Origin of the sequence: Halorubrum depositum, assembly GCF_007671725.1 — an archaeon.
Taxonomy (GTDB): domain Archaea; phylum Halobacteriota; class Halobacteria; order Halobacteriales; family Haloferacaceae; genus Halorubrum; species Halorubrum depositum.
In genome coordinates this window covers 927,153-946,054 of record NZ_VCNM01000002.1, presented here as the reverse complement: position 1 = coordinate 946,054, position 18,902 = coordinate 927,153, and the positions used below count along the sequence as shown (strand labels likewise).

Below are 18,902 nucleotides of genomic sequence, written 5' to 3'. Positions count from 1 at the left end.
CGGCCGCGATCGCTTATAAATGCTGAGCGACGTCATGGAGGATTATCTGAAGGCGATCTACGTCCTCCAGTCCGAGCAGGGGCCGCCCGTCTCGACGTCCGCGATCGCGGAGTACCTCGGCAAGACCGCCCCGTCGGTCACGGACATGCTGGGGAAGCTGGAGGACCGCGGGCTCGTCGAGCGCGAGCCGTATCAGGGCGCGGAGCTCACGGCGGAGGGCGAGGCCGTCGCGCTGGAGGTCGTCCGCCACCACCGGCTGCTGGAGGCGTTCCTCGCCGACCGGCTCGACTACGACTGGAGCGAGGTCCACGACGAGGCCGACGCCCTGGAACACCACATCTCCGAGGAGTTCGAGCGCCGCGTCGCCGAGGCGCTGGGCGACCCCGCCGTCGACCCCCACGGCGACCCGATCCCGGGGGCCGACCTCGAACCCGTCGACGAGGGGAGCGGGCCGCGGCTCTCCGACCACATCGAGGGCGACCGCGTCGTCGTCACGCGCGTCTCCGACCGCGACGAGGACGAGCTCGACTACCTCGCCGACGCCGGGATCACGCCGGGCACCGAGCTCGAGGTCGTCGACGTCGCCCCCTTCGGCATGGTGACCGTCGCGACGCCGACCGGCGAGCAGAGCCTGCCGGCGGCGATAGCCCGGTCGATCCGCGTCGAGGACACCGACTGAGCGCGGAGCCGTCGGCGTACGCGTCGCCCCGGCTCGGGCCGTAGGCGTACGCGTCATCCGCCCGTCGCGACCGCACCACCCGCCAGTTCCGACCATCGATGCCCGCTTTCCGACCGTAACGTCCACCCGTCCTTCGCGGACTTTTTCACGAAAACGCCCGTTTCGAAGCGCGTGAACCTCCTCGTGACGCTCGGTGCGGGGGTCGTCTTCGGCCTCGCGCTCGCGGCCCCGCCCGGTCCGATGAACGCCGTCATCGCCGAGGAGTCCGTGCTCCGCGGCCGGACCGCCGGCTTCCGGGCGGGACTCGGCGCCGCGACCGCCGACGCGATCTTCTTCGTCCTCGCGTACCTCGGCGTCGTCGCCGTCGTCGACGCGCTCCCGCTGCTCCGTGCCGCGATGGTCGCGGCCGGCGGCGTCCTCATGTTATACTTCGCCGTCGGCGCGGCCCGCGGAGCGCGCGCGTCGTTCCGCCCGACATCGGGCGACGAACCCTCGATCGACGAGGGGAAGGGGTTCCGCAAGGCGCTGGTGCTCGCGCTGACGAACCCGTACCAGGTGCTGTTCTGGCTCACCGTCGGCGTCGGCCTGCTGCGCCCGGGCGAGCTCGACGTGCTGGCCCGGCTGCCGGTCGTCGGCGCCGACCTCGCCGGCACGTTCGTCGTCACCACCGGCTCCCCCGCGCTGATCGGCGGCTTCTTCCTCGGTGTACTGATCTGGATCACCGGATTCCCCGCGGGGCTCGTCGCCGCCGAGAACCGGACCGAGACGTTCGCGCCGCTCGTCGCGGTGGCCTCGGCGGTCGTGCTCGCCGGGTTCGGCGTCTTCTTCCTCTACGACGCGGCGACGACGTTCTTATAAACAGCCGATAGCACAGTGGCTGACTCGGAAGCTGCAGTATACATTTATGAGCAATCGATCTCGGATCGGCGTCCAACGGCGCCAACACCCCCGTTGCGAGGACTCGCGTCTGTCCCTTTGAGTCCCGCCCACCACCGCTCCGCACCTCATTCCTCCCCAGCCTCGTCGGTGGTCCTCCACTTCGCTCCGGACCACCGACTCCCTCGCGCTCGGGTTCGCGCCCCGGCGGGCGCTCACCGGATCGCGCCACCGCACCGCGATCTGTTTATAGACTGCCGTCGCGCTCCCGCTTGGTCCGTCGCGCTGCGTCCGGCGTCGTGTCGGTGATCCGTTCGGAAATCCGCATCTTCTAGACCCTCCGGTCGCGTATCTGAGCCATGTTCGACAAGTCCACGTGGATCAAGCTCCCGCGCAACGTGCTCGTCGGTCACGACGTGATCGACGACCTCGGCGCCGCGGTCGGCGAGCTGTACCTCACGGGGCGGCCGCTCATCGTCACGAGCCCGACGCCGAACGAGATCGCCGGCGACCGGGTGCGCGCGCAGTTCGACGACCCCGCGACCGCCGTCGTCGAGGACGCCTCCTTCGAGGCGGTCGAGGAGCTCACCGCGACCGCGGAGGCGATAGACCCCGGCTACCTGATCGCGCTGGGCGGCGGGAAGCCGATCGACATCGCGAAGATGGCGGCCGACCACCTCGACGTCGGCTTCGTCTCCGTCCCCACGGTCGCCTCCCACGACGGGATCGTCTCCGGGCGCTCCTCCATCCCCGAGGGCGACACGCGCCACTCGGTCGCCGCCGACCCGCCGCTGGCGGTCGTCGCGGACACCACGCTGCTCGCGAACGCCCCGTGGCGGCTCACCACCGCCGGCTGTGCCGATATCATCTCCAACTACACCGCGGTGAAGGACTGGCGGCTCGCCCGTCGCCTGCGGAACGTCGAGTACAGCGAGTACGCCGGCGCGCTCTCGGAGATGACCGCGGAGCTGCTCGTCGAGAACGCAGACATGATCCGGCCCGGCTTAGAGGAGTCGTCGTGGGTCGTCGTGAAGGCGCTCGTCTCCTCCGGCGTCGCGATGTCGATCGCGGGCTCCTCGCGGCCCGCCTCCGGCGCGGAACACCTCATCTCCCACCAGCTCGACCGGATCGCCCCGGGGAAGGCGCTCCACGGCCACCAGGTCGGCGTCGCCTCGGTCATGACGGAGTACCTCCACAGCGGCGAGAACGGGCGGTGGAGCGCGATCCGCGACGCGCTCGCGGAGCTCGACGCCCCGACGACCGCGGCCGAGCTCGGCGTCGACGACGAGGAGCTGCTCGCCGCGCTGACGACCGCTCACGAAATCCGCGACCGCTACACGATCCTCCAGGGCGGGATCAACGAGGAGGCGGCGATCGAGGTCGCGACGGCGACCGGCGTCATCGAGCGATAGCCGAGGCGGCGTCGCCGGGGGCGACGCGTCCCGACCGACGGGAGCACCCGAAGCCGACTTATCGCTCCGTTCCCTCCTCCCGATATGTCCACCGCCAGCGTTCGCGACCGGGCCAAGGAGCGGGCCGGCGCGATCACCGTGCTCCTCACGATCGTCGGCTACGGGGCCGTCGGCGGCGTCTTCCTGGTCCCCGAGTTCCAGGCGCTGTTCCCGACGCTCTCCCGCGGCACCGTCGACCTGCTCGCGCACGCCATCGCCGCGGTCAACACCGTCACCGTCGTCGCGCTCTCGCTCGGCTGGTACTGGATCCGCAACGACGAGGTGAAAAAGCACGCGGCGGCGATGACGACCTCCTTCGCCCTCATCCTCCTGTTCCTCGGGATGTACCTCCCGAAGGTCGCGGGCGGCGGCACGAAGGAGTTCGTCCTCGACTCCGCGTACTCGTGGGTGCCCCTGTGGGACTGGGTGTACCCGGCGTACCTGATCATGCTCGCGATCCACATCGTCCTCTCCGTCGTCTCCGTGCCCGTCGTCCTCTACGCGATCGTCCTCGGGCTCACGCACACGGAACGCGAGCTGCGGACCGAGACGCCCCACCGTCGGGTCGGTCGGATCGCGGCGAGCGCGTGGATCCTCTCGCTCGTTCTCGGCGTCTTCACCTACCTCCTCTTGAACCACCTGTACGACTCGACGTTCGCGGCCGCCGAGGCCGCGACGGTCCTGCTCCCGGTCGTGCCCGGCTTCTGAGCGGACATCCCCGTTCGACCGCCGGCACCGGCCGCCGCCACCGAAACGCTTGACCCGCCGCCACCGCACCTTCGGCCATGACCGACTGGATCGGCGACACCTTCACGAGCGACGCCGGCTGGGACCACCTCGAAGCCCTCGTCGACCTCGAACACCGCATGGCCGGCAGCGACGGCGAGCACGAGGGACTGGAGCTAACGCGCGACGCGCTGGCCGAGGCCGGCGCGCGGAACGCCCGGGTCGAGGCGTTCGAGATACAGGGCTGGGAGCGCGGCGACAGCGCGATTCGCGCCGGCGACGAGACCGTCGCGAGCGGGATGAACGCCTGCATCGCGCTCCCCCGGTCGCCGAGCGGCGAGGCGACCGGCGAGTTCGTCGACCTCGGCTACGGCGTCCCGGAGGACTTCGAGGCCGACCTCGACGGAAAGGTCGTGATGGTCTCCTCCGACACGCCCGACTCCGTCGACCGGTTCGTCCACCGCCGCGAGAAGTACTACCACGCCGTCGAGGCCGGCGCCGCCGCCTTCGTCTTCGCGAACCACGTCGAGGGGACGCTCCCGCCGACCGGCAGCGTCGGCACCGCGGACGCGCCCGTGGGCGACATCCCCGCGGTCGGGGTCTCGAAGGAGACCGGCGCGCGCCTCGCCCGCCGACACGAGGGCGACGACCTGGCCGTCGCCGTCGACTGCGAGACGCCGGCCGCGACGAGCGGGAACGCGGTGGCCGAACTCGGCCCCGAGACCGACGACTACCTCGTCGTCTCCTCGCACGTCGACGCCCACGACATCTCCCAGGGAGCGATGGACAACGGCGCCGGAACCGCCACGCTCGTCGAGGTCGCCAACGCGCTCGCCGCCCGCGAGGACGAGCTCGACCGGCGGGTCCGGTTCGTCGCCTTCGGCGCCGAGGAGGTCGGGCTCGTCGGCTCCTCGCTGTTCGCCGAGGGGGTCGACCCCGACCGGGTCGCGGCCGTCGTCAACGTCGACAGCAACGTGTTCGGCCGCACGCTGAAGCTCGACCACCACGGGTTCGACGCGCTGGAGGCGGCCGCGGAGCGCGTGAGAGACCGGTTCGACCACCCGGTCTCGCTCGGCGCGGAACTGGTCCCCCACAGCGACCACTGGCCGTTCGTCGAGCGCGGGATCCCGGGGTACATGGTCTCCGGCGAGACGGAGGGGCGCGGCCGCGGCTGGGGTCACACCGGCGCCGACACGCTCGACAAGCTGGAGTCGCGGAACCTCCGCGAGCAGGCGATCCTCCTCACCGAACTCGTCGCCGAGCTCGCCGACGCGTCGGTGACGACCGAGCGGCGGGACCGCGACGAGATAGCGGCCGCCCTCGATCGCGAGGGGAAGGCGACCGGCATGAAGATCACGGGCGACTGGCCGTTCGGGGGATAGCCGCCGTCGCGAACCGAGGGGTTTTCACGCGCGCCGGCCGCACCCCTCGCGTATGGAATCGTCGGAACGACGCGTCGCGGTCGTCGGCGACGACCGGGCGGCGGCGCTCCGGCGCGCCCTCGCGGGCCTCCCGTATCGGTCCGTCGAGCGGTCCGCCGCGGACGCGGTCGTCGCGGTCGGCGACGAGGCCCTCCGCGACGCGCTCGTCGACGCGCCGGACGCGCCGGTGATCCCGGTCGGCTCGCGGCGGATCGCGGTCGATATCGACGTCGCGGAGCGACGCGTCAACGCCCTGCTCGACGCGGCCCTCCGCTCCGACGGCCACTCCCCCGTCGACGGCGACCCTCTCGGCGACGACGTCCGACGCGTCGCGCACCCGGTCCTCGCGGTCGACGCGGGAGACGGGGAGACGCGGCGAGCCGCCTTCGACGTCGCGCTCGTCACCGCGGAGCCCGCCCGCATCTCCGAGTTCGCGGTCGGTCTCGTCGGAGGGCCGGACGAGTCGTTCCGCGCGGACGGCGTCGTCGTCGCGACCCCGCTCGGGAGCGACGGGTACGCCAACGCCGCCGGCGGCCCGGTCGTGGAGCCCGGCGGCGGTCTCTCCGTCGCGCCGATCGCTCCGTTCAGCACCCGGACGGACGCGTGGGTCGCCGCCGGGCGGCTCTCGCTCTCGGTCGAGCGCGAGACCGAGTCGGTCGCGCTCGTGGTCGACGGTCGGGAGCGCGGCTCCGTCGTGCCGCACCGACCGGTCGCGATCGAGGCGGTCGACTCGGTCGCGCTGGTGACGCTCGCGGACCCGCGCCGAGCGCGGCGATCGGAAACACTCTAATAACTCGTGACCGGATGTGTCGGTATGGACCCACTGCAGTTCCTCGTTCCCCTCGGCTGGCTGTCCGCCGTCGGACCGGTGCTGCCGTACGCGATACTGACGATGGCGGTGGCGAACCTCGCGACGCGTCACCTCGAACACAGACGACACGTCGAACAGGGCTCCGACGGCGACGACGTCGAACCGTACACGCCGCACGCGGTCACGAACATCGGACTGCTCCTGTTGAGCCTCCTGTTCGTGCTCGACGCGCCCGTGAGCGGCGTGATCCTCTCGGTGCTCGTGATCACGATGCTGGTCGCCGACCTGTTCGAGCTGGAGGCGCGTAACGTCGAGGCGCGCAACGACATGTCGATCGAGGCCCCGAAGAGCTCGATCGCCGCGTCGCTGCTCGTCATGGTGTTCGCCTCCTACTACGCCCTGTGGTTCCTCGTCGCGGGCATCTGGAACCAGTTCGTCGTCGCGTAGTCCGGCTCGTCCGGAGCCGCGAGAAAACGCGCCTTCTCCCCGTCACCGTCGGCAGTCGCAGTGCCGCGCCCGATGTCGCGTTCGCGCCGCGTCCCGCTCTCTTTTCGTCCCGGAGTCGTTCTCGACGTCGACCCTCCTGCCATCCCCGACTCCTCTCGGCGTCGCGTCTGCTCACCTCCGGTAGCCGTGCGGGCACGGGAAAGCGCCGACAGCGTCGACGCGGATCGGACGCTCGGCGAACTCAGGCGGCTGCAGAACGAGGGGCGAGGCGAGAACCGCTTCGGGCCGACGGAGGGAGGGCGGTCGTCAGTTCGCCGCGTCGGCGTCGTCGTCGAGGGCGTCGCGCAGCTCGCGGCTCGCCGGGATCAGCACCCAGAACGTGAGCGCGCCGAGTATCATCACCCAGAAGAACGCGTCGCCGGCGACGAGGCCGACCTGGCCGTAGGCGCTTTCGATGCCTTCGGCCGGGTTGACCAGCTGCACGACGTCGTAGTACGAGGGCGTCCGGTACCAGCCGCCGAAGGTGAGCCAGCCGAGGCCACCGAGCGTGAACAGGGCGAAGCCCTTCATGAACTCGTCTGCCATTACGTCACGATTCGCCGGAGTCGTCTTGAGACTTTCCCATCCCGCGGCCGCGGAACCGCGTCCCGAGCACGTACACCGCCGTCCCCGCGACGATGAACGCGATGCCCGTGACCGCCAGCGCGGCGACGAGCGTGTCGTTCGACGGGTAGAGTCCGGCGCTGTTCAGGAGATAGACGATCGTCGTCCGAACGAAGCTGATCTGCAGCGTCGCGGCGTCGACGAGCGTGAATCCGATCAGGTACGCGACCACGGCCGCGAGCGTCGAGAAGACGGTGACGGCCTTGTAGAGGCGGAACGGGACGACGACCTCGCGTCCGTCGGGCCCGATCCGGGGCCCGGTCGGCTCGCTGCGGGGATCCTCCCGTTCGTCAGCGGCGATCGGGTCGCCCGTCTCGTCGACCGCCTGTGCGTCGTCGTGGTCGGTGGGTGATGACATCGAAATAGTGTGCGACGGGCGGGATACCGGACGGCTCGCCCGGCGGACGGTCGGCGGCCGTTACTTCGGCGGTCGCAGCATGTAGTACCGCCGGTTCAGGTCGTACATGTACCCCTCACGCATCGTCTTCAGCACCGCGTAGGTGATGATGCCGCCGGCGACCGGCAGCATGAACGTCAGCGTGAGCAGCAGGTCAAGCGAGATCGGGAAGAAGTTCTGGATCGCGAGCGCCGCGAGCGTGAACGACAGGATGACGCCGGTCACGCCGACGGCCGCCCAGAACGGCTGCTCGACGGGACGCCGGGCGCTCCCCTTGTTGAGGAACGGAACGAGCGTGATGACGCCGAAGACTATCCCGTGAGCGATGATCCCGAGGAACTCGTTGGAGATGGCGATGTTGCCGCCGAGCACCTCGAGGCTCGGGTTGATCGGGTTGAGCTTCAGCAGGCCGAACGACCAGTAGAGGTACCAGTCCGGCAGGATGATCGCCGGCGTCGAGCCGGGGTTCGCCGGCTCCCCGAAGTGCGCGGGCATCAGCGCCGCGACGAGGATCATGATCCCGACGAAGAAGCTCGTGATCGCGAGGTTCCGGATCGTCTCGTGGGGCCACGCCGGGAAGCCGAGCACGTCGCGCTCGACGTACGTCGACTCCGCTCGAAGGTCTTCGTCCTCTCGGCGGGAGCGCTCGAAGTACTGATACGTGAGCTGAGCGAGCCCGCTGGACTGCTCCTTGCGCTCGGTCCAGGTGGGCGTCTCGTCGTCCGGCGGCACGGTCGCCGGCGGACCGCCGTCGGTACGTGCCTCCTCGTCGGTGCCTCCGTCCGTCATGGGGGTGGTGTCGTCGGTCATTGGATTAGTGCGGCTCGGCGATCCCCTGCACCCAGACGATGCCGACGTGGAGCGCGATGAGGCCGGTCACCACGAACGGCAGCACGAAGACGTGCAGGATGTACATTCTCACCAGCGTCGCCTGTCCGAGGGTGAAGCCGCCGAACAGGAGCTGCGCCGCCCACTCGCCCACGATGGGCGTCGCGAGCGCCATCTCGACGCCGATCTGTGCGGCCCAGAACGACAGCTGCTTCCACGGGAGCACGTACCCCGAGAAGCCGAACAGAAGCGTCAGACCGATGAGGACGATCCCGAGGATCCAGTTGACCTCGCGCGGCTCCTTGTAGGAGCCGGTGAAGTAGACGCGGAGCATGTGCAGGAACACCGCGGCGACCATGAACTGCGCCGCCCAGCGGTGGATCGAGCGGAGCATGTATCCGAACTGGACGTCCGTCATGATCATCACGAGGGAGTCGTACGCGGCCGTCGGGTCGCCCTGCGCGGCGGCGCCGGCGGTCGACGGGGCGTAGTAGAACCCGAGCAGCGCGCCGGAGACCGCCGCGACCAGGTACGCGATGATCGACAGCGACCCGAGCGAGTACAGCGGGTACCAGTACCAGAACTTGTTGTCGAGGTCGTACTGCTCCGTGTGGCTCTTCGGCATCTGGAGGTTCGCGCGGTAGTACATCGTCTCCAGCAGCTCGAGGTAGTCGACGATGCGGAGCCGCTTGTCGAGCCAGATGAGCGTGGTGAGGAACGCGGTCTCGATGACCGTCAGGTCCTGCTCTTTGAGCCACGCGTTGTGGTCCATCTCGTCTTGTTTCTTGAGGCTCATTGGGGGATCACTTCTTGTAGTAGGGGTAGATCGCGCGCTTGAGGGTGTCCATCGCGCCGCCGGTGTCTATCCCGACGCCGTCCTTCTCGTCTTCCCGGACGTAGAGGTCCTCCCACTTGCGACGACGCTTCTTCACGATCATCACGTCGGGGAGGAACTCCTTGCGGTACAACAGGAGGATGAAGGCGAGGTCGATGAAGATCATCGCCAGCAGCGCGCCGGTGTACATGTTGCCGAACTCCGTCGACGCCCACGCGGACATGAGCCCGTAGACGAACAGCCCGACGAAGACGACCTCGATGACGGTGAGGAGCACGATGGCGATCGCCGCGGCGGTGCTCTCGCGGGCCGGCTCGTACCGGTGGATGTCGCCGTACGAGGAGCCGCCGGAGCTCATTGGTTCCCTCCGTGACCGGTGTGGGCGGACTCGCCGTACTTCAGCAGGTAGAAGGTGAACACGAACGTGAGCGAGATGCCTAAGATCGCGGCGATCCCGACCCAGTGCGCGTGGAGCGGCACCCCGACGTGGGCGATGTTCTCCGGCCACCCGTCGGACGCCCCGCCGACCTCGACGGTGGGGACGTCACCACCGACGGCGATGCCGCCGTGCATCCCCGTCGCGGTGTGGGGGACGCAGTGGTAGTGGGTGATGCCGGCGTCCTCCTCGGTCACCTCGTACTCGTAGGTGTATCCCTCCTCGCCGACCGGGTCGCCGCTGTCGAGGCTGGCCGGGCCGCCGTCCTCGACGGTGACGACGTTGTGCGCGCCGCCGTTCCCGGTCCACTCGAACGTGATCGTCGTGCCCGTGTCGACCCACAGCTGGGTCGGATCGAACGCGAGGCCGCTGTCGCCCCCGCCGACCTGCACGGTCACTTCGCTCTCGCTGCGGGCGTCCTGATACGATCCGAGGTTCCCGCCCGTGACCCCGCTCGGCCAGTCCGGTTGTTGCTCCTGTGCGGCGGCCGTCCCGGTCGCGCCGGCACCGGCCGCGACCGCGGCGGTCGCACCCCCGGCCGTCCGCACGAATTCCCGCCTTTTCATACAGGTTGACTCAGGACGGCGACTGCTTAAACCCACCGACTGAATCCGTCGACGCGGGGGCATTTACAGGGCCTCTATCACCCGATATCGGCGCTTTACTCGTCGAGCTCCTCCTCGTCCACGGCCCCCCCTTCGACGGGGACGAAGTCGGGTCGCTCCTTCGCCTCGCGGAGGGCCCGCAGCCGCTCGCGGTACTCCTCCGAACGGAACCGGTCCGAGAGCCGCGCGTTCGCCACCATCACGAAGAGGAACAGCCCGATGAGCAGAAACACGATCCCCATCGCCGGCGCCACGATGGTGTCGAGGTCGGTGAGGAACGTGGCGGCGAGCAGCGCCGCGCCGGCGAGCACCTGCACGACAGCGATCACTTGGACCATCAGGTTGCCGAACTCGCCGGAGCCCTGAGGAACGGTGTCCGGGTGCGGGAGCGACCAGTCCTCGGGCGGCTCCGGCACGTCGTACGACTCCATCGCCGCCAGCGCGACGATCGGCTCGATGTCCCGGAGCACGGTCCCCTGTCCGGTCACCTCGCCGGTCGGCCTCACGATGGCGTACCCCTCGTCGGAGTAGACCAAGACCCGCTCCTCGCCGTCGGCCCGAACTCGTTCCAAGACGCCGAACACCTCCCGGCGGGCGATCCGCGACTTGAGCTCCGCCTCGGCGCGCTCGAGCAGGCGGTCGCCCGTGATCCACGAGTCGGGGTCGAAGGCGGCGTCCCACTCCTCGGCGCTCATCCGGGCCATGTCCGACGGGCCGAAGTCGTCGAAGTCGTACTCCTCCTCGACGCGCCGCCTGAGCTCGTCGAGGTCGTCGGGGTCGTCTCCGACGGTCGGTTCCCCCTCGTTCCCGGACGTTTCCCCGCCGGGAGACGCCTCGTCGCCGTCCGGTGCGCCCCGCGCTCGGTCCGGTCTCGGCTCCGACTCCGATCCCGTCGAGGTGTCCTCCATCGTCCGCCCGTACGGGCTCCGGACGCTAACTGTTTTCGTCCTCCGTCCGCCCCCGCACGCGGCGACCGCACCGACCGGATCGGAGGGGACGTCGATCGGATCGGAGTGGACGCGGTCCGGTGCGAGAAGCGGATCGGGGAGTTTTACGCGCCGGAGCCCGAAGCGCCGACAGATGGTAGACGAGTCGGTCTTCGCGGCGCTCGCGGGACTGTCGGTGACGGCGAGTCTCCCCTTCCTGCTGTACGGGGCGTGGATCATGATCGACGCCGAGACCGTGAGCTGGAACGTCCTCACGCACCACCTCCGATACATCGGCGTGGGGCTGACGCTGACGACCGTCCCGATCGTCGGGTGGATGATCCCCCGGGTCCTCCGGCGGCTGACCGGCCTCGCCGTGATCCACGCGTTCCTCGGGCTGCAGGCGTACGCGCTGCTGGCGTTCGCACTCACGGGTATCGTCCGTATCTTGCAGGCCAAGCGAAACGCCGACGCGTACGAGGACCCCGACGTCGACATCGACGAGATCCACGAGGACATGGGTCACTGGCGCGCCCGGCTCCGCGTCGGGGTGGCCGGGTTCATGCTCCTCTGGCTCTGCGCGTGGGTGACTGGGCTCTACCGGTTCTACTCGATCCACGTCGCTTCGGCGCTGTGAGGACGTGAGCGGCGCGGTCGTCTCTCCGCCTCGTCTCGCCGCCGTTTCGCCGACCGACAGCTTCAATCCCGTTTTGCCCCAAGAGAGGGTATCGTGGCAGTCACCTTCGACCTGTTCGGGACGCTCGTCGACGTCGAGTACCCCTCGGACCCCGCGGAGATCGTCGCGCGCGAGCTGGAGTCCCGCGGCGTCGAGGTGCCGGACGACTGGCACGTCGCGTACGGCGAGCGACACGTGGACGCCCCGGCGGGCGCCGAGGTTCCCCTCCCGGCCCACGTCGCGCACGCGCTCGACTCCCGCGGCGTCGACGCCGCGGAGAACGTCGTCCGGCACGCCGTCGTCGCGGCGTTCGACCCCGACGTGACCAGACGCGACGGCGCCCTCGACGCCGTCCGCGACGTCGGCGAGCAGGGGCCCGTCGGCCTCCTCTCGAACTGCGCCGTGCCGGAGCTCGTCTCCAAGACGCTGATCCGCGCCGGGCTCCGCGGCGAGTTCGACGCGGTCACCACCAGCGTCGGCTGCGGCTGGCGCAAGCCCCACCCCAAGGCGTTCGAGGCCGCGGCCGAGGCGCTCGACGTCGCCCCCGAGACCCTGATACACGTCGGCGACGACCCCGCGACCGACGGCGGCGTCGAGGACGTCGGCGGCCGCTTCGTCGACGTGACGGAGACGCCGCTGCCGCGGGTCGCGTCCGAGCTCGAGGCCGAGCCGTAAGCGCGGCCCCTCCGGGCGGCGGCGCCCCTCACTCCGCGCGCTCGCTGTCGAGCCGGTCCGTCCACGCCCCGTCGATCCGTCCCTCCGCGAGGAGCTTCTCCAAATGCGCGGCGACCGTCGCCCGCGCGAGGTCCGCGACGCCGGTCAGGTCCTTCTCGTAGGCGCCCTCGACGACATCGTCCACGTCGCTCGCGCCATCCGCCACCGCCGCGAGGACCGCTCGCTCCCGGTCGAGCCGGTGGTCGATCAGCCGGCCGCAGACGGTCTCGGGGTCGTCGATCACGGGGCCGTGACCCGGGTAGAGCCGGTCGTAGCCTCCATCACGGACGCGTTCCAGACTGTCGAGGTAGTCGCGGAGGTCGCCCTCCGGGGCGCCCACGACGACGCTCCCCTCGGCGACGGCGAGGTCGCCGCAGAGCAGCGCGCGGGAGGGGACCCCGCTGTCGGTTTCCTCCCTCACCGCGAAGGCGACGTGATCCGGCGCGTGGCCGGGCGTGTCGACCGCGCGGACGGCGGTGTCGCCCACGGTCTCTCCGCCCTCGAACGTCCCGTCCGGCTCGACGCCGGTCGCGTCCGCGAACCGGTCGACGCCGTCGGCGTGCGCGAGGACGGAAACTGACGCGAGGTCGGCGTACTCGGCGACCGCGCCCACGTGGTCCGGGTGGGTGTGCGTGACGGCGACCGCGTCGATGGCGCCTCCCTCCTCGGAAGCGCCAACGCTGACCGCCGCGTCGAGCGCCTCGGTGCGGGCCGCGGGGTCGACGAGGAGTTCCCCGGCGACGTACGCGTTCGTCGTCCCGCCGGGCGCGCGGGTGTCGACCGGGACCGGAACGCGCTCGACCGACGGGTGCGGGTCCGACGGCGCCATCGCCTCAGTCCCCGCGGCCGACCGAGGAGCCGTCGCGCCGGTCGAGGAGGGAGCGAGCGGCCGGACCGGGGCCGGACCCGGCGCGCTCGCGCCCGGGGATCGGCACGTCGACGTCGTCGGCGACGGCGAACCGGGAGAGGTCGGCGACGCCGGCGTCGACCTCGTCGACCGAGCCGTACGGGCGCCCGACGACGACGTCCCCGGCCTTGCTCCGGTTGATCCCGGGGATCGCGGTCAGCTCGTCCATCGACGCCGCGTTGACGTCGAGGGGGTACGGGACGCCCGTCACTGAGCGGTAGCCGTGGTCCGTGATCGCCACGTCGATGGCGGTGCCGAGCTCGCGCTCTCCGGGCACGGCGACGAGGAGGGCGTACGTGCCGAGCTGGCGGCCGAACGTCTTCCCGTCCTGGTGGTACTCCAGGTGCACGTCGGGGAGGACCGTCCCGGGCGGGACGACCCGGTCGAGCATCGGGTTGTCGACCGTCTCGCGCACCTCCCGCTTGTACGCCTGGAACTGGTCTTTGTGCTCCTGGGCGATGTCCGCGCCCGTCTCGGCCATCTCCGTGCCGGCGAACGCCATCACCTGGCGGATGTTGATCCGGCGGAGCATGAGCCCCTCGTCGTAGACGGTCTGGAGGAACCGCTTGTTGTGCTCGTACGTCTCCGGGCGCTCGCCGGCGAGGCCGTGAACGAGGTTGATCCCGGGGAGGAGCTTCGGGAGGCGCGGCGAGGCGTCCGGCCCGGTCGAGGGGCCGGTCACCCGGTCGTCGGGGCCGGGCGTCGCCGCCGCGGTGTCGCCCGGCCGCCAGCCGCCCTCCTCGTTGACGACGCGGACGGCCTCCAGGCACTCCTCGGCGGTGACGAGCAGGTTGTTCTGCTCCTGCACGACCGGGTCCGCCGACTCTAGGCCGAACGCGGCGGTGTCGCCCGGGGTGTTGTGCGCGGCGATGACCCGGATCGCCTCGCGGGAGGCCTCGGGGTAGTCGGTGATCGTCACCGGGTTCATGTTGTCGAGGTGGAGCGTTCGCAGGTCGGGCGCGACCTCCCGGATCCCGCCGTACAGCTCCCGGAGCGCGTCGGGGTTCGGCGCCTCGCCGTCGCCGCCGAACGCGAGGATGTCGGCCTGCCGGCCGAGCCGGAAGTGCCTGACGCCGCGGTCCGAGAGCGCGTCGACCTCGTCGACGACGGAGCGCGCCTCGCGGAACGCCGGGCTCCCGTACAGCGGCTCCGTGCAGAACGAGCAGCGGTAGGCGCAGCCGCGAGAGGTCTCCATCTCGCAGATGAGGTAGTCGGGGTGGTTGGGGTGCTGCTCGACGACGAACGCCCCCTTCTCGGCCCACCGGTCGATCTCGGCGTTGTCGCGCATCCGGTTGCCGAACCCCTCTAACCCCTCGCTGACGAGGTCGTACGCGGCCGCCTCCACGTCGCCCATGGCGACGAAGTCGTAGTCGAGGTCGTCGCGCTCGGTCTCGGTCGCGCCCGCGTTCTCCTCGCCGACGCCGAACCGCACGGGCCCGCCGAGCAGGGTGACGCCGTCCGCGGTCCAGCCCAGCTCCCGCACCTCGTCGGGTTCGGCCGGCGTCCCGCCGACGTACTTCCCCGGGACCGTCATCCCGCCGACGTACACCATGAGGCCGGCGTCGGCGACGTCGGCGCGCTTGCCTCGGTCGTCGCGCAGCTCGTCGATCGTGTGGTAGGTGATCTGCCCCTCCGGGACGCCCGCGTCGACGAGCGCGCCGGCCGTGTACCGCGGGTACGTCGAGATGTACGGCGGCACCCCGAAGTGCGCCGGCTCGTCGACGTAGCCGTCGACGACGGTGACGGAGAGATCGGCCGGATCGGGCGGAAGGGAGCCGCGGCCGGCCGCGGGCGAATCGGTCATGTTACCCGTCCGTAGTCGGCCGAGACGGGAAAAGCGTGCGGAAGGACGCGGTGCGACCGGCCCCCTCGGGAGCGGGGGTGGGTTCGAACCGACCCGAAGCGGATTGGGACCCTTCCCCAACCATTATACCGTCGACCGGTAAGAAGCGGACATGCCGGAGGCCGCCGAGGAGACGGTCCGCGTCCTCAGCGTCCCGGAGAGCGACGATCGCCGTCTCTTCGGCACGGACCGGGCGGACGACGAGTTCGAGATCGCGGTCGAGCCGAGACCGGACTCGGCCATCGAGCGACTGCGCCGGGAGCCGTTCGACTGCGTCGTCGCCGGGTACGACCTCTCGGAAAGCGACGGGGTCGAACTGCTCAGAGACGTCCGCGACCGCGCCCCCGCGACGCCGTTCGTGCTCGCGACCGCGTCGGGGTCAGAGCGCGTCGCGAGCGAGGCCGTCGCGGCCGGCGTCACCGAGTACGTTCCCCTCGACCGGTCGCGGAGGCCGGACGGCGACGACGGGGACGGCGACGAGGGGCCGACCGCCGACGGCGAGGCGCTCCTCGACCGCGTCCGCGCGGCGGTGGACGACGGCGGCGGGGACCGCGACGGCGGCGGCGCCCGCGACCGCGACAGGCGGCGGCTGGAGACGCTGATCGGCAACCTCCCCGGGATCGTGTACCGCTGCCGGAACACGCCGGGATGGCCGATGGAGCTCGTCCGCGGCGAGGCCGAGTCGATCACGGGATACACCGCGGAGGAGCTCGCGAGCGACGCGGTCGTCTGGGGGACGGACGTCGTTCATCCCGACGAGAGCGAGCGGGTCTGGGAGGTCATCCAGGAGGCGATCGACACGGGCGAGGAGTTCGAGATCACCTATCGGATCCGCGCTCGCGACGGCGGCGTCCGCTGGGTGTGGGAGCGCGGCTGTCTCGTCGAGTCGACCGTCGACGGGACCGCGGTGTTGGAGGGGTTCATCACGGACGTGACGGACCGGCAGGAGTACGAGGCGGAGCTGGAGCGGCGGAACGGGGAGCTGGAGGCGTTCACCAGCGTCGTCTCCCACGACCTCCGAAACCCCCTGTCGGTGGCGAAGGGACGGGTCGAACTGGCGCGGGAGCGGCACGACGACGCCGACCTCGATCACGCCGCTCGCGCGCACGACCGAATGGAAGGGCGGATCGAGCAGCTCCTCACGCTGGCGCGAAACGGGAAGCGGGTGACCGGCGCCGAGCCGGTCGACCTCGGTGCCGCCGTCGACCGCTGTTGGTCGGGGATCGAAACGGGCGGGGCGACCCTCGACGCCGACGTGGACCTGACCGTCGAGGCGGACCGCGAGCGGCTCGTCCAACTGCTCGAGAACCTCGCGCGAAACGCCATCGACCACGGGGGCGACGACGTCTCGGTTCGCGTCGGCGAGCTCGACGACGGGAGGGGGTTCTTCGTCGCCGACGACGGGCCGGGGATCCCGGAGGGCGAACGCGACCGCGTGTTCGACGCGGGCTTTACCACCGCGTCGGACGGGACCGGCTTCGGGCTCGGCATCGTCTCGCGGATCGCCGAGGCGCACGGGTGGACGGTCGACGCCGTCGATGGCGACGTCGGGGCGCGGATCGAGGTACACACCGATCCGACCGCCTGAGACGGGGACGCGCCCGCCGCCTCCACGCCGTTTAAGCCCTCGCCGCCACAACGGTCCCGTATATGCCATCGACGATGGAGGTCAAATGCGAGAGCGACGACTGCGAGCTCGACATGTTCGAGAACCACTACACGTACGACGTGCCCGACGACCACGCGGTCGGGGACCTGTCGTGCCCGTACTGCGGCGGGAGCGAGCTCGCCGAGATCGAGGTGTAACCCGTGAGCGGCTTCGTCGAGGCGAGCCGGTCGGCCGTCCGCCGCGTCCTCGAGCGCGTCGGCCGCGGGTGGAGCAGGATGCAGGAGCGCCGGCCGCTCTCGTACGACCTCCTCGAGAGCGACGACGCCTACCTCGTCGTCTTCGACGCCCCCGGCGTCCGCGGCGAGGACCTGAACGTGACGTTCCTCGACCGCACCGTCGAGGTCGAGCTGGACCGGTTCCGCGACTTCTACGACGGCTACGAGATGGTGTTCCCCGGACGCGGCGTCTCGCTCGCCGGGAGCGCGGAGCTCCCTCGCGACGCGAACGTCACGCCGCAGGGCGCGAACGCGACGCTGACCCGCAACGGAACGCTGCAGGTGGAGATCCCGAAGAACGACGACGCGCGGGACGTCGCGGTCGTCGAGGAGGACGAGGCCGACGAGACCGACGACGAGAACTGAGACCGTTTCCGCCTCCCGGCGGTCTCCCCCGCGCTCCGATCTCACTCCCCCGCCCGCTCTTCCACCGACATCCCCTCCGTGATCTCGAACGTCTCGTCGCCGTCGAACCGGTCGGGATCGAAGGCCTCGATCCACGGCGACTCGGGAGCCTCGGCATCCACTCCGTCGAGCGACGCCAGCACGCCCTCGGCGACGAGCTCGCCGACCGCCGGCGCGCGCATGAAGCCGTGGCCCTGCCAGCCGGCGGCGACGAACAGGCGGTCCGCGCAGTCGCCGTCGGGCCCGTCCCCGGCGTCTCCCGTCCCGCCGACCGGCCCGACGAGCGGGTCACCGTCCGGCGTCGCCGTGCAGAGGCCCGCCCACGCGCGCTCGACGTCCGGCTCGGCGGCCGACCTGCTGCCGCTCGCGGCGTCGAGGCGTTCGCGGAGCGTCTCTGCGACCGAGTCGACGAACCAGCCGTCGCCCTCGCGGTCGTAGCCGTCGGGATCGGCCGCGACCGGCTCGGTGCCGTCGCCGGCCAGCAGGCCGGTCGGGTGGGGTCGGACGTAGACGCCCGCGGTCGCGTCGTACACCATCGGGCCGTCGTAGGCGACCGCGCTCGTCAGCGCCTGCACCCGGTAGGGGACGACCGGGACCGCGATTCCGGCCCCGGAGAGGAGGTCGGCGGTGCGCGCGCCGGCGGCGACGACGACCGCGTCGAACGCGCCGGTCTCGGCGGTGCTCCCGTCCGCCGCGTCGACCCGGAGCACCGCGGGATCGCCCTCGGTCAGCGAGACGGCCGTCGCCGTCTCGACGGCGACCCCCTCGCGGCGCGCCCGTCGGCCAATCGCCGCGACGTAGCTCGCGGGGTCGCACCGGCCCGCGTTCTCGGCGACGGCGGCGACCGCGAGGTCGTCGGTCGCGATCGGGAACCGGTCGGCGAGCGCCGCGGGATCGACCACGGAGACGTCGCGCCCGTGCGAGCGCATCCGGTCGACCATCGCGGGGACGGCGTCGGCGTCCGAGTCGCCCTCGCGGACCGCGATCACGTACGGACACGGTTCGAAGGCGAAGCCGGGCAGCGACCGGTCGAACGCTCGGAACCGCTCCATCGCGCGGGCGGCCAGCGCGGCGTCGACGTCCTCGGCGTACGCGTCGTACAGCACGCCGGCGGCGCGCCCGGAGCTCTCGCTCCCGAGCGAGCCGCGCTCGTAGAGGGTCACGTCGGCCCCGCGGGCCGCGAGGTCAACGGCCGCGGTGACGCCGACGGCGCCCCCGCCGACGACCGCGACGGCGGGCGCAGCCTCGTCTCGTTCGGACATACGTCAGGGGAACGCGGGCGCAGACGAAAAGCCACCGGCGCGGACGGAGCCGCGCCGGCCCGTGCGCCGAGGCTGGGAAGGCGTGAGGTGCGGTTGCGGTGCTGTGCGGG

At 71.1% G+C, this 18,902-nt stretch carries 22 protein-coding genes; 12 read left to right on the top strand and 10 right to left on the bottom strand.

Annotated features, from left to right (window positions below):
* The first annotated feature begins 19 nt into the window (after positions 1-19).
* The 7 genes from FGM06_RS12215 to FGM06_RS12185 all read left to right on the top strand — a co-directional run bounded on the left by FGM06_RS12215 (position 20) and on the right by FGM06_RS12185 (position 6,411).
* Complete coding sequence (locus FGM06_RS12215; RefSeq protein WP_144799513.1) at positions 20-679, top strand: metal-dependent transcriptional regulator; 660 nt, start codon at positions 20-22, stop codon at positions 677-679.
* Between the two features lie 171 nt (positions 680-850).
* The gene (locus FGM06_RS12210) at positions 851-1,537 is read left to right on the top strand and encodes a LysE family translocator (protein ID WP_144799512.1); all 687 of its coding nucleotides are present in this window, start codon (positions 851-853) and stop codon (positions 1,535-1,537) included.
* 377 nt (positions 1,538-1,914) lie between these two features.
* Positions 1,915-2,967, top strand: a complete 1,053-nt coding sequence (locus FGM06_RS12205; protein WP_144799511.1) for an NAD(P)-dependent glycerol-1-phosphate dehydrogenase — start codon at positions 1,915-1,917, stop codon at positions 2,965-2,967.
* 84 nt (positions 2,968-3,051) lie between these two features.
* Positions 3,052-3,714, top strand: a complete 663-nt coding sequence (locus FGM06_RS12200) for a DUF420 domain-containing protein (protein WP_144799510.1) — start codon at positions 3,052-3,054, stop codon at positions 3,712-3,714.
* A 77-nt stretch (positions 3,715-3,791) separates the two neighbouring features.
* Positions 3,792-5,114 carry a M28 family peptidase gene (locus FGM06_RS12195; RefSeq protein ID WP_144799509.1) on the top strand — a complete coding sequence of 441 codons (1,323 nt, stop codon included), beginning with the start codon at positions 3,792-3,794 and terminating at the stop codon, positions 5,112-5,114.
* A 52-nt stretch (positions 5,115-5,166) separates the two neighbouring features.
* On the top strand, positions 5,167-5,943 hold the full coding sequence (locus FGM06_RS12190) for an NAD(+)/NADH kinase (protein ID WP_144799508.1): 777 nt from the start codon (positions 5,167-5,169) through the stop codon (positions 5,941-5,943).
* A gap of 24 nt (positions 5,944-5,967) precedes the next feature.
* Positions 5,968-6,411, top strand: a complete 444-nt coding sequence (locus FGM06_RS12185; RefSeq protein WP_144799507.1) for a DUF7313 family protein — start codon at positions 5,968-5,970, stop codon at positions 6,409-6,411.
* 306 nt (positions 6,412-6,717) lie between these two features.
* Here the strand turns inward: FGM06_RS12185 and FGM06_RS12180 are convergent, their stop codons facing one another.
* From FGM06_RS12180 to FGM06_RS12150, 7 genes are all read right to left on the bottom strand, one after another.
* Positions 6,718-6,996 carry a DUF7314 family protein gene (locus FGM06_RS12180; RefSeq protein WP_144799506.1) on the bottom strand — a complete coding sequence of 93 codons (279 nt, stop codon included), beginning with the start codon at positions 6,994-6,996 and terminating at the stop codon, positions 6,718-6,720.
* A 4-nt stretch (positions 6,997-7,000) separates the two neighbouring features.
* Entirely contained in the window at positions 7,001-7,432 is a 432-nt protein-coding gene (locus tag FGM06_RS12175; RefSeq protein WP_144799505.1) for a DUF7315 family membrane protein, read from the bottom strand.
* A 60-nt stretch (positions 7,433-7,492) separates the two neighbouring features.
* A complete protein-coding gene (locus FGM06_RS12170; RefSeq protein WP_144799504.1) occupies positions 7,493-8,281 on the bottom strand; it encodes a cytochrome b family protein in 789 nt (262 codons plus the stop codon).
* Positions 8,282-8,285: 4 nt separating this feature from the next.
* Positions 8,286-9,095: a cytochrome b gene (locus FGM06_RS12165; protein WP_144799503.1), complete on the bottom strand. Its 810-nt coding sequence runs from the start codon at positions 9,093-9,095 to the stop codon at positions 8,286-8,288.
* Between the two features lie 7 nt (positions 9,096-9,102).
* On the bottom strand, positions 9,103-9,492 hold the full coding sequence (locus tag FGM06_RS12160; RefSeq protein WP_144799502.1) for a DUF7318 family protein: 390 nt from the start codon (positions 9,490-9,492) through the stop codon (positions 9,103-9,105).
* Positions 9,489-10,136, bottom strand: a complete 648-nt coding sequence (locus tag FGM06_RS12155) for a halocyanin domain-containing protein (protein ID WP_144799501.1) — start codon at positions 10,134-10,136, stop codon at positions 9,489-9,491. Before FGM06_RS12155 ends, FGM06_RS12160 begins: the two co-directional genes overlap by 4 nt.
* 95 nt (positions 10,137-10,231) lie before the next feature.
* On the bottom strand, positions 10,232-11,083 hold the full coding sequence (locus FGM06_RS12150; protein ID WP_144799500.1) for a DUF7319 domain-containing protein: 852 nt from the start codon (positions 11,081-11,083) through the stop codon (positions 10,232-10,234).
* Between the two features lie 172 nt (positions 11,084-11,255).
* Here FGM06_RS12150 and FGM06_RS12145 point away from each other — a divergent pair, with 172 nt between their 5' ends.
* Positions 11,256-11,738, top strand: a complete 483-nt coding sequence (locus tag FGM06_RS12145) for a DUF7321 family protein (protein ID WP_144799499.1) — start codon at positions 11,256-11,258, stop codon at positions 11,736-11,738.
* 93 nt (positions 11,739-11,831) lie between these two features.
* Positions 11,832-12,452, top strand: a complete 621-nt coding sequence (locus tag FGM06_RS12140; RefSeq protein ID WP_144799498.1) for an HAD family hydrolase — start codon at positions 11,832-11,834, stop codon at positions 12,450-12,452.
* Between the two features lie 28 nt (positions 12,453-12,480).
* Here the strand turns inward: FGM06_RS12140 and FGM06_RS12135 are convergent, their stop codons facing one another.
* Positions 12,481-13,320 (bottom strand): MBL fold metallo-hydrolase, encoded by an 840-nt coding sequence (locus FGM06_RS12135; RefSeq protein ID WP_144799497.1) that lies wholly within the window; start codon positions 13,318-13,320, stop codon positions 12,481-12,483.
* Positions 13,321-13,324: 4 nt separating this feature from the next.
* Entirely contained in the window at positions 13,325-15,202 is a 1,878-nt protein-coding gene (locus FGM06_RS12130; protein WP_144799496.1) for a radical SAM protein, read from the bottom strand.
* Positions 15,203-15,353: 151 nt separating this feature from the next.
* Here FGM06_RS12130 and FGM06_RS12125 point away from each other — a divergent pair, with 151 nt between their 5' ends.
* From FGM06_RS12125 to FGM06_RS12120, 3 genes are all read left to right on the top strand, one after another.
* Complete coding sequence (locus tag FGM06_RS12125; RefSeq protein ID WP_144799495.1) at positions 15,354-16,829, top strand: ATP-binding response regulator; 1,476 nt, start codon at positions 15,354-15,356, stop codon at positions 16,827-16,829.
* Between the two features lie 62 nt (positions 16,830-16,891).
* Positions 16,892-17,047, top strand: a complete 156-nt coding sequence (locus FGM06_RS16075; protein WP_186311012.1) for a DUF7559 family protein — start codon at positions 16,892-16,894, stop codon at positions 17,045-17,047.
* Positions 17,048-17,050: 3 nt separating this feature from the next.
* On the top strand, positions 17,051-17,491 hold the full coding sequence (locus FGM06_RS12120) for an Hsp20/alpha crystallin family protein (RefSeq protein WP_144799494.1): 441 nt from the start codon (positions 17,051-17,053) through the stop codon (positions 17,489-17,491).
* Positions 17,492-17,532: 41 nt separating this feature from the next.
* Here FGM06_RS12120 and FGM06_RS12115 read toward each other — a convergent pair whose 3' ends face one another.
* The gene (locus FGM06_RS12115; protein ID WP_144799493.1) at positions 17,533-18,792 is read right to left on the bottom strand and encodes an NAD(P)/FAD-dependent oxidoreductase; all 1,260 of its coding nucleotides are present in this window, start codon (positions 18,790-18,792) and stop codon (positions 17,533-17,535) included.
* Positions 18,793-18,902: the final 110 nt, after the last annotated feature.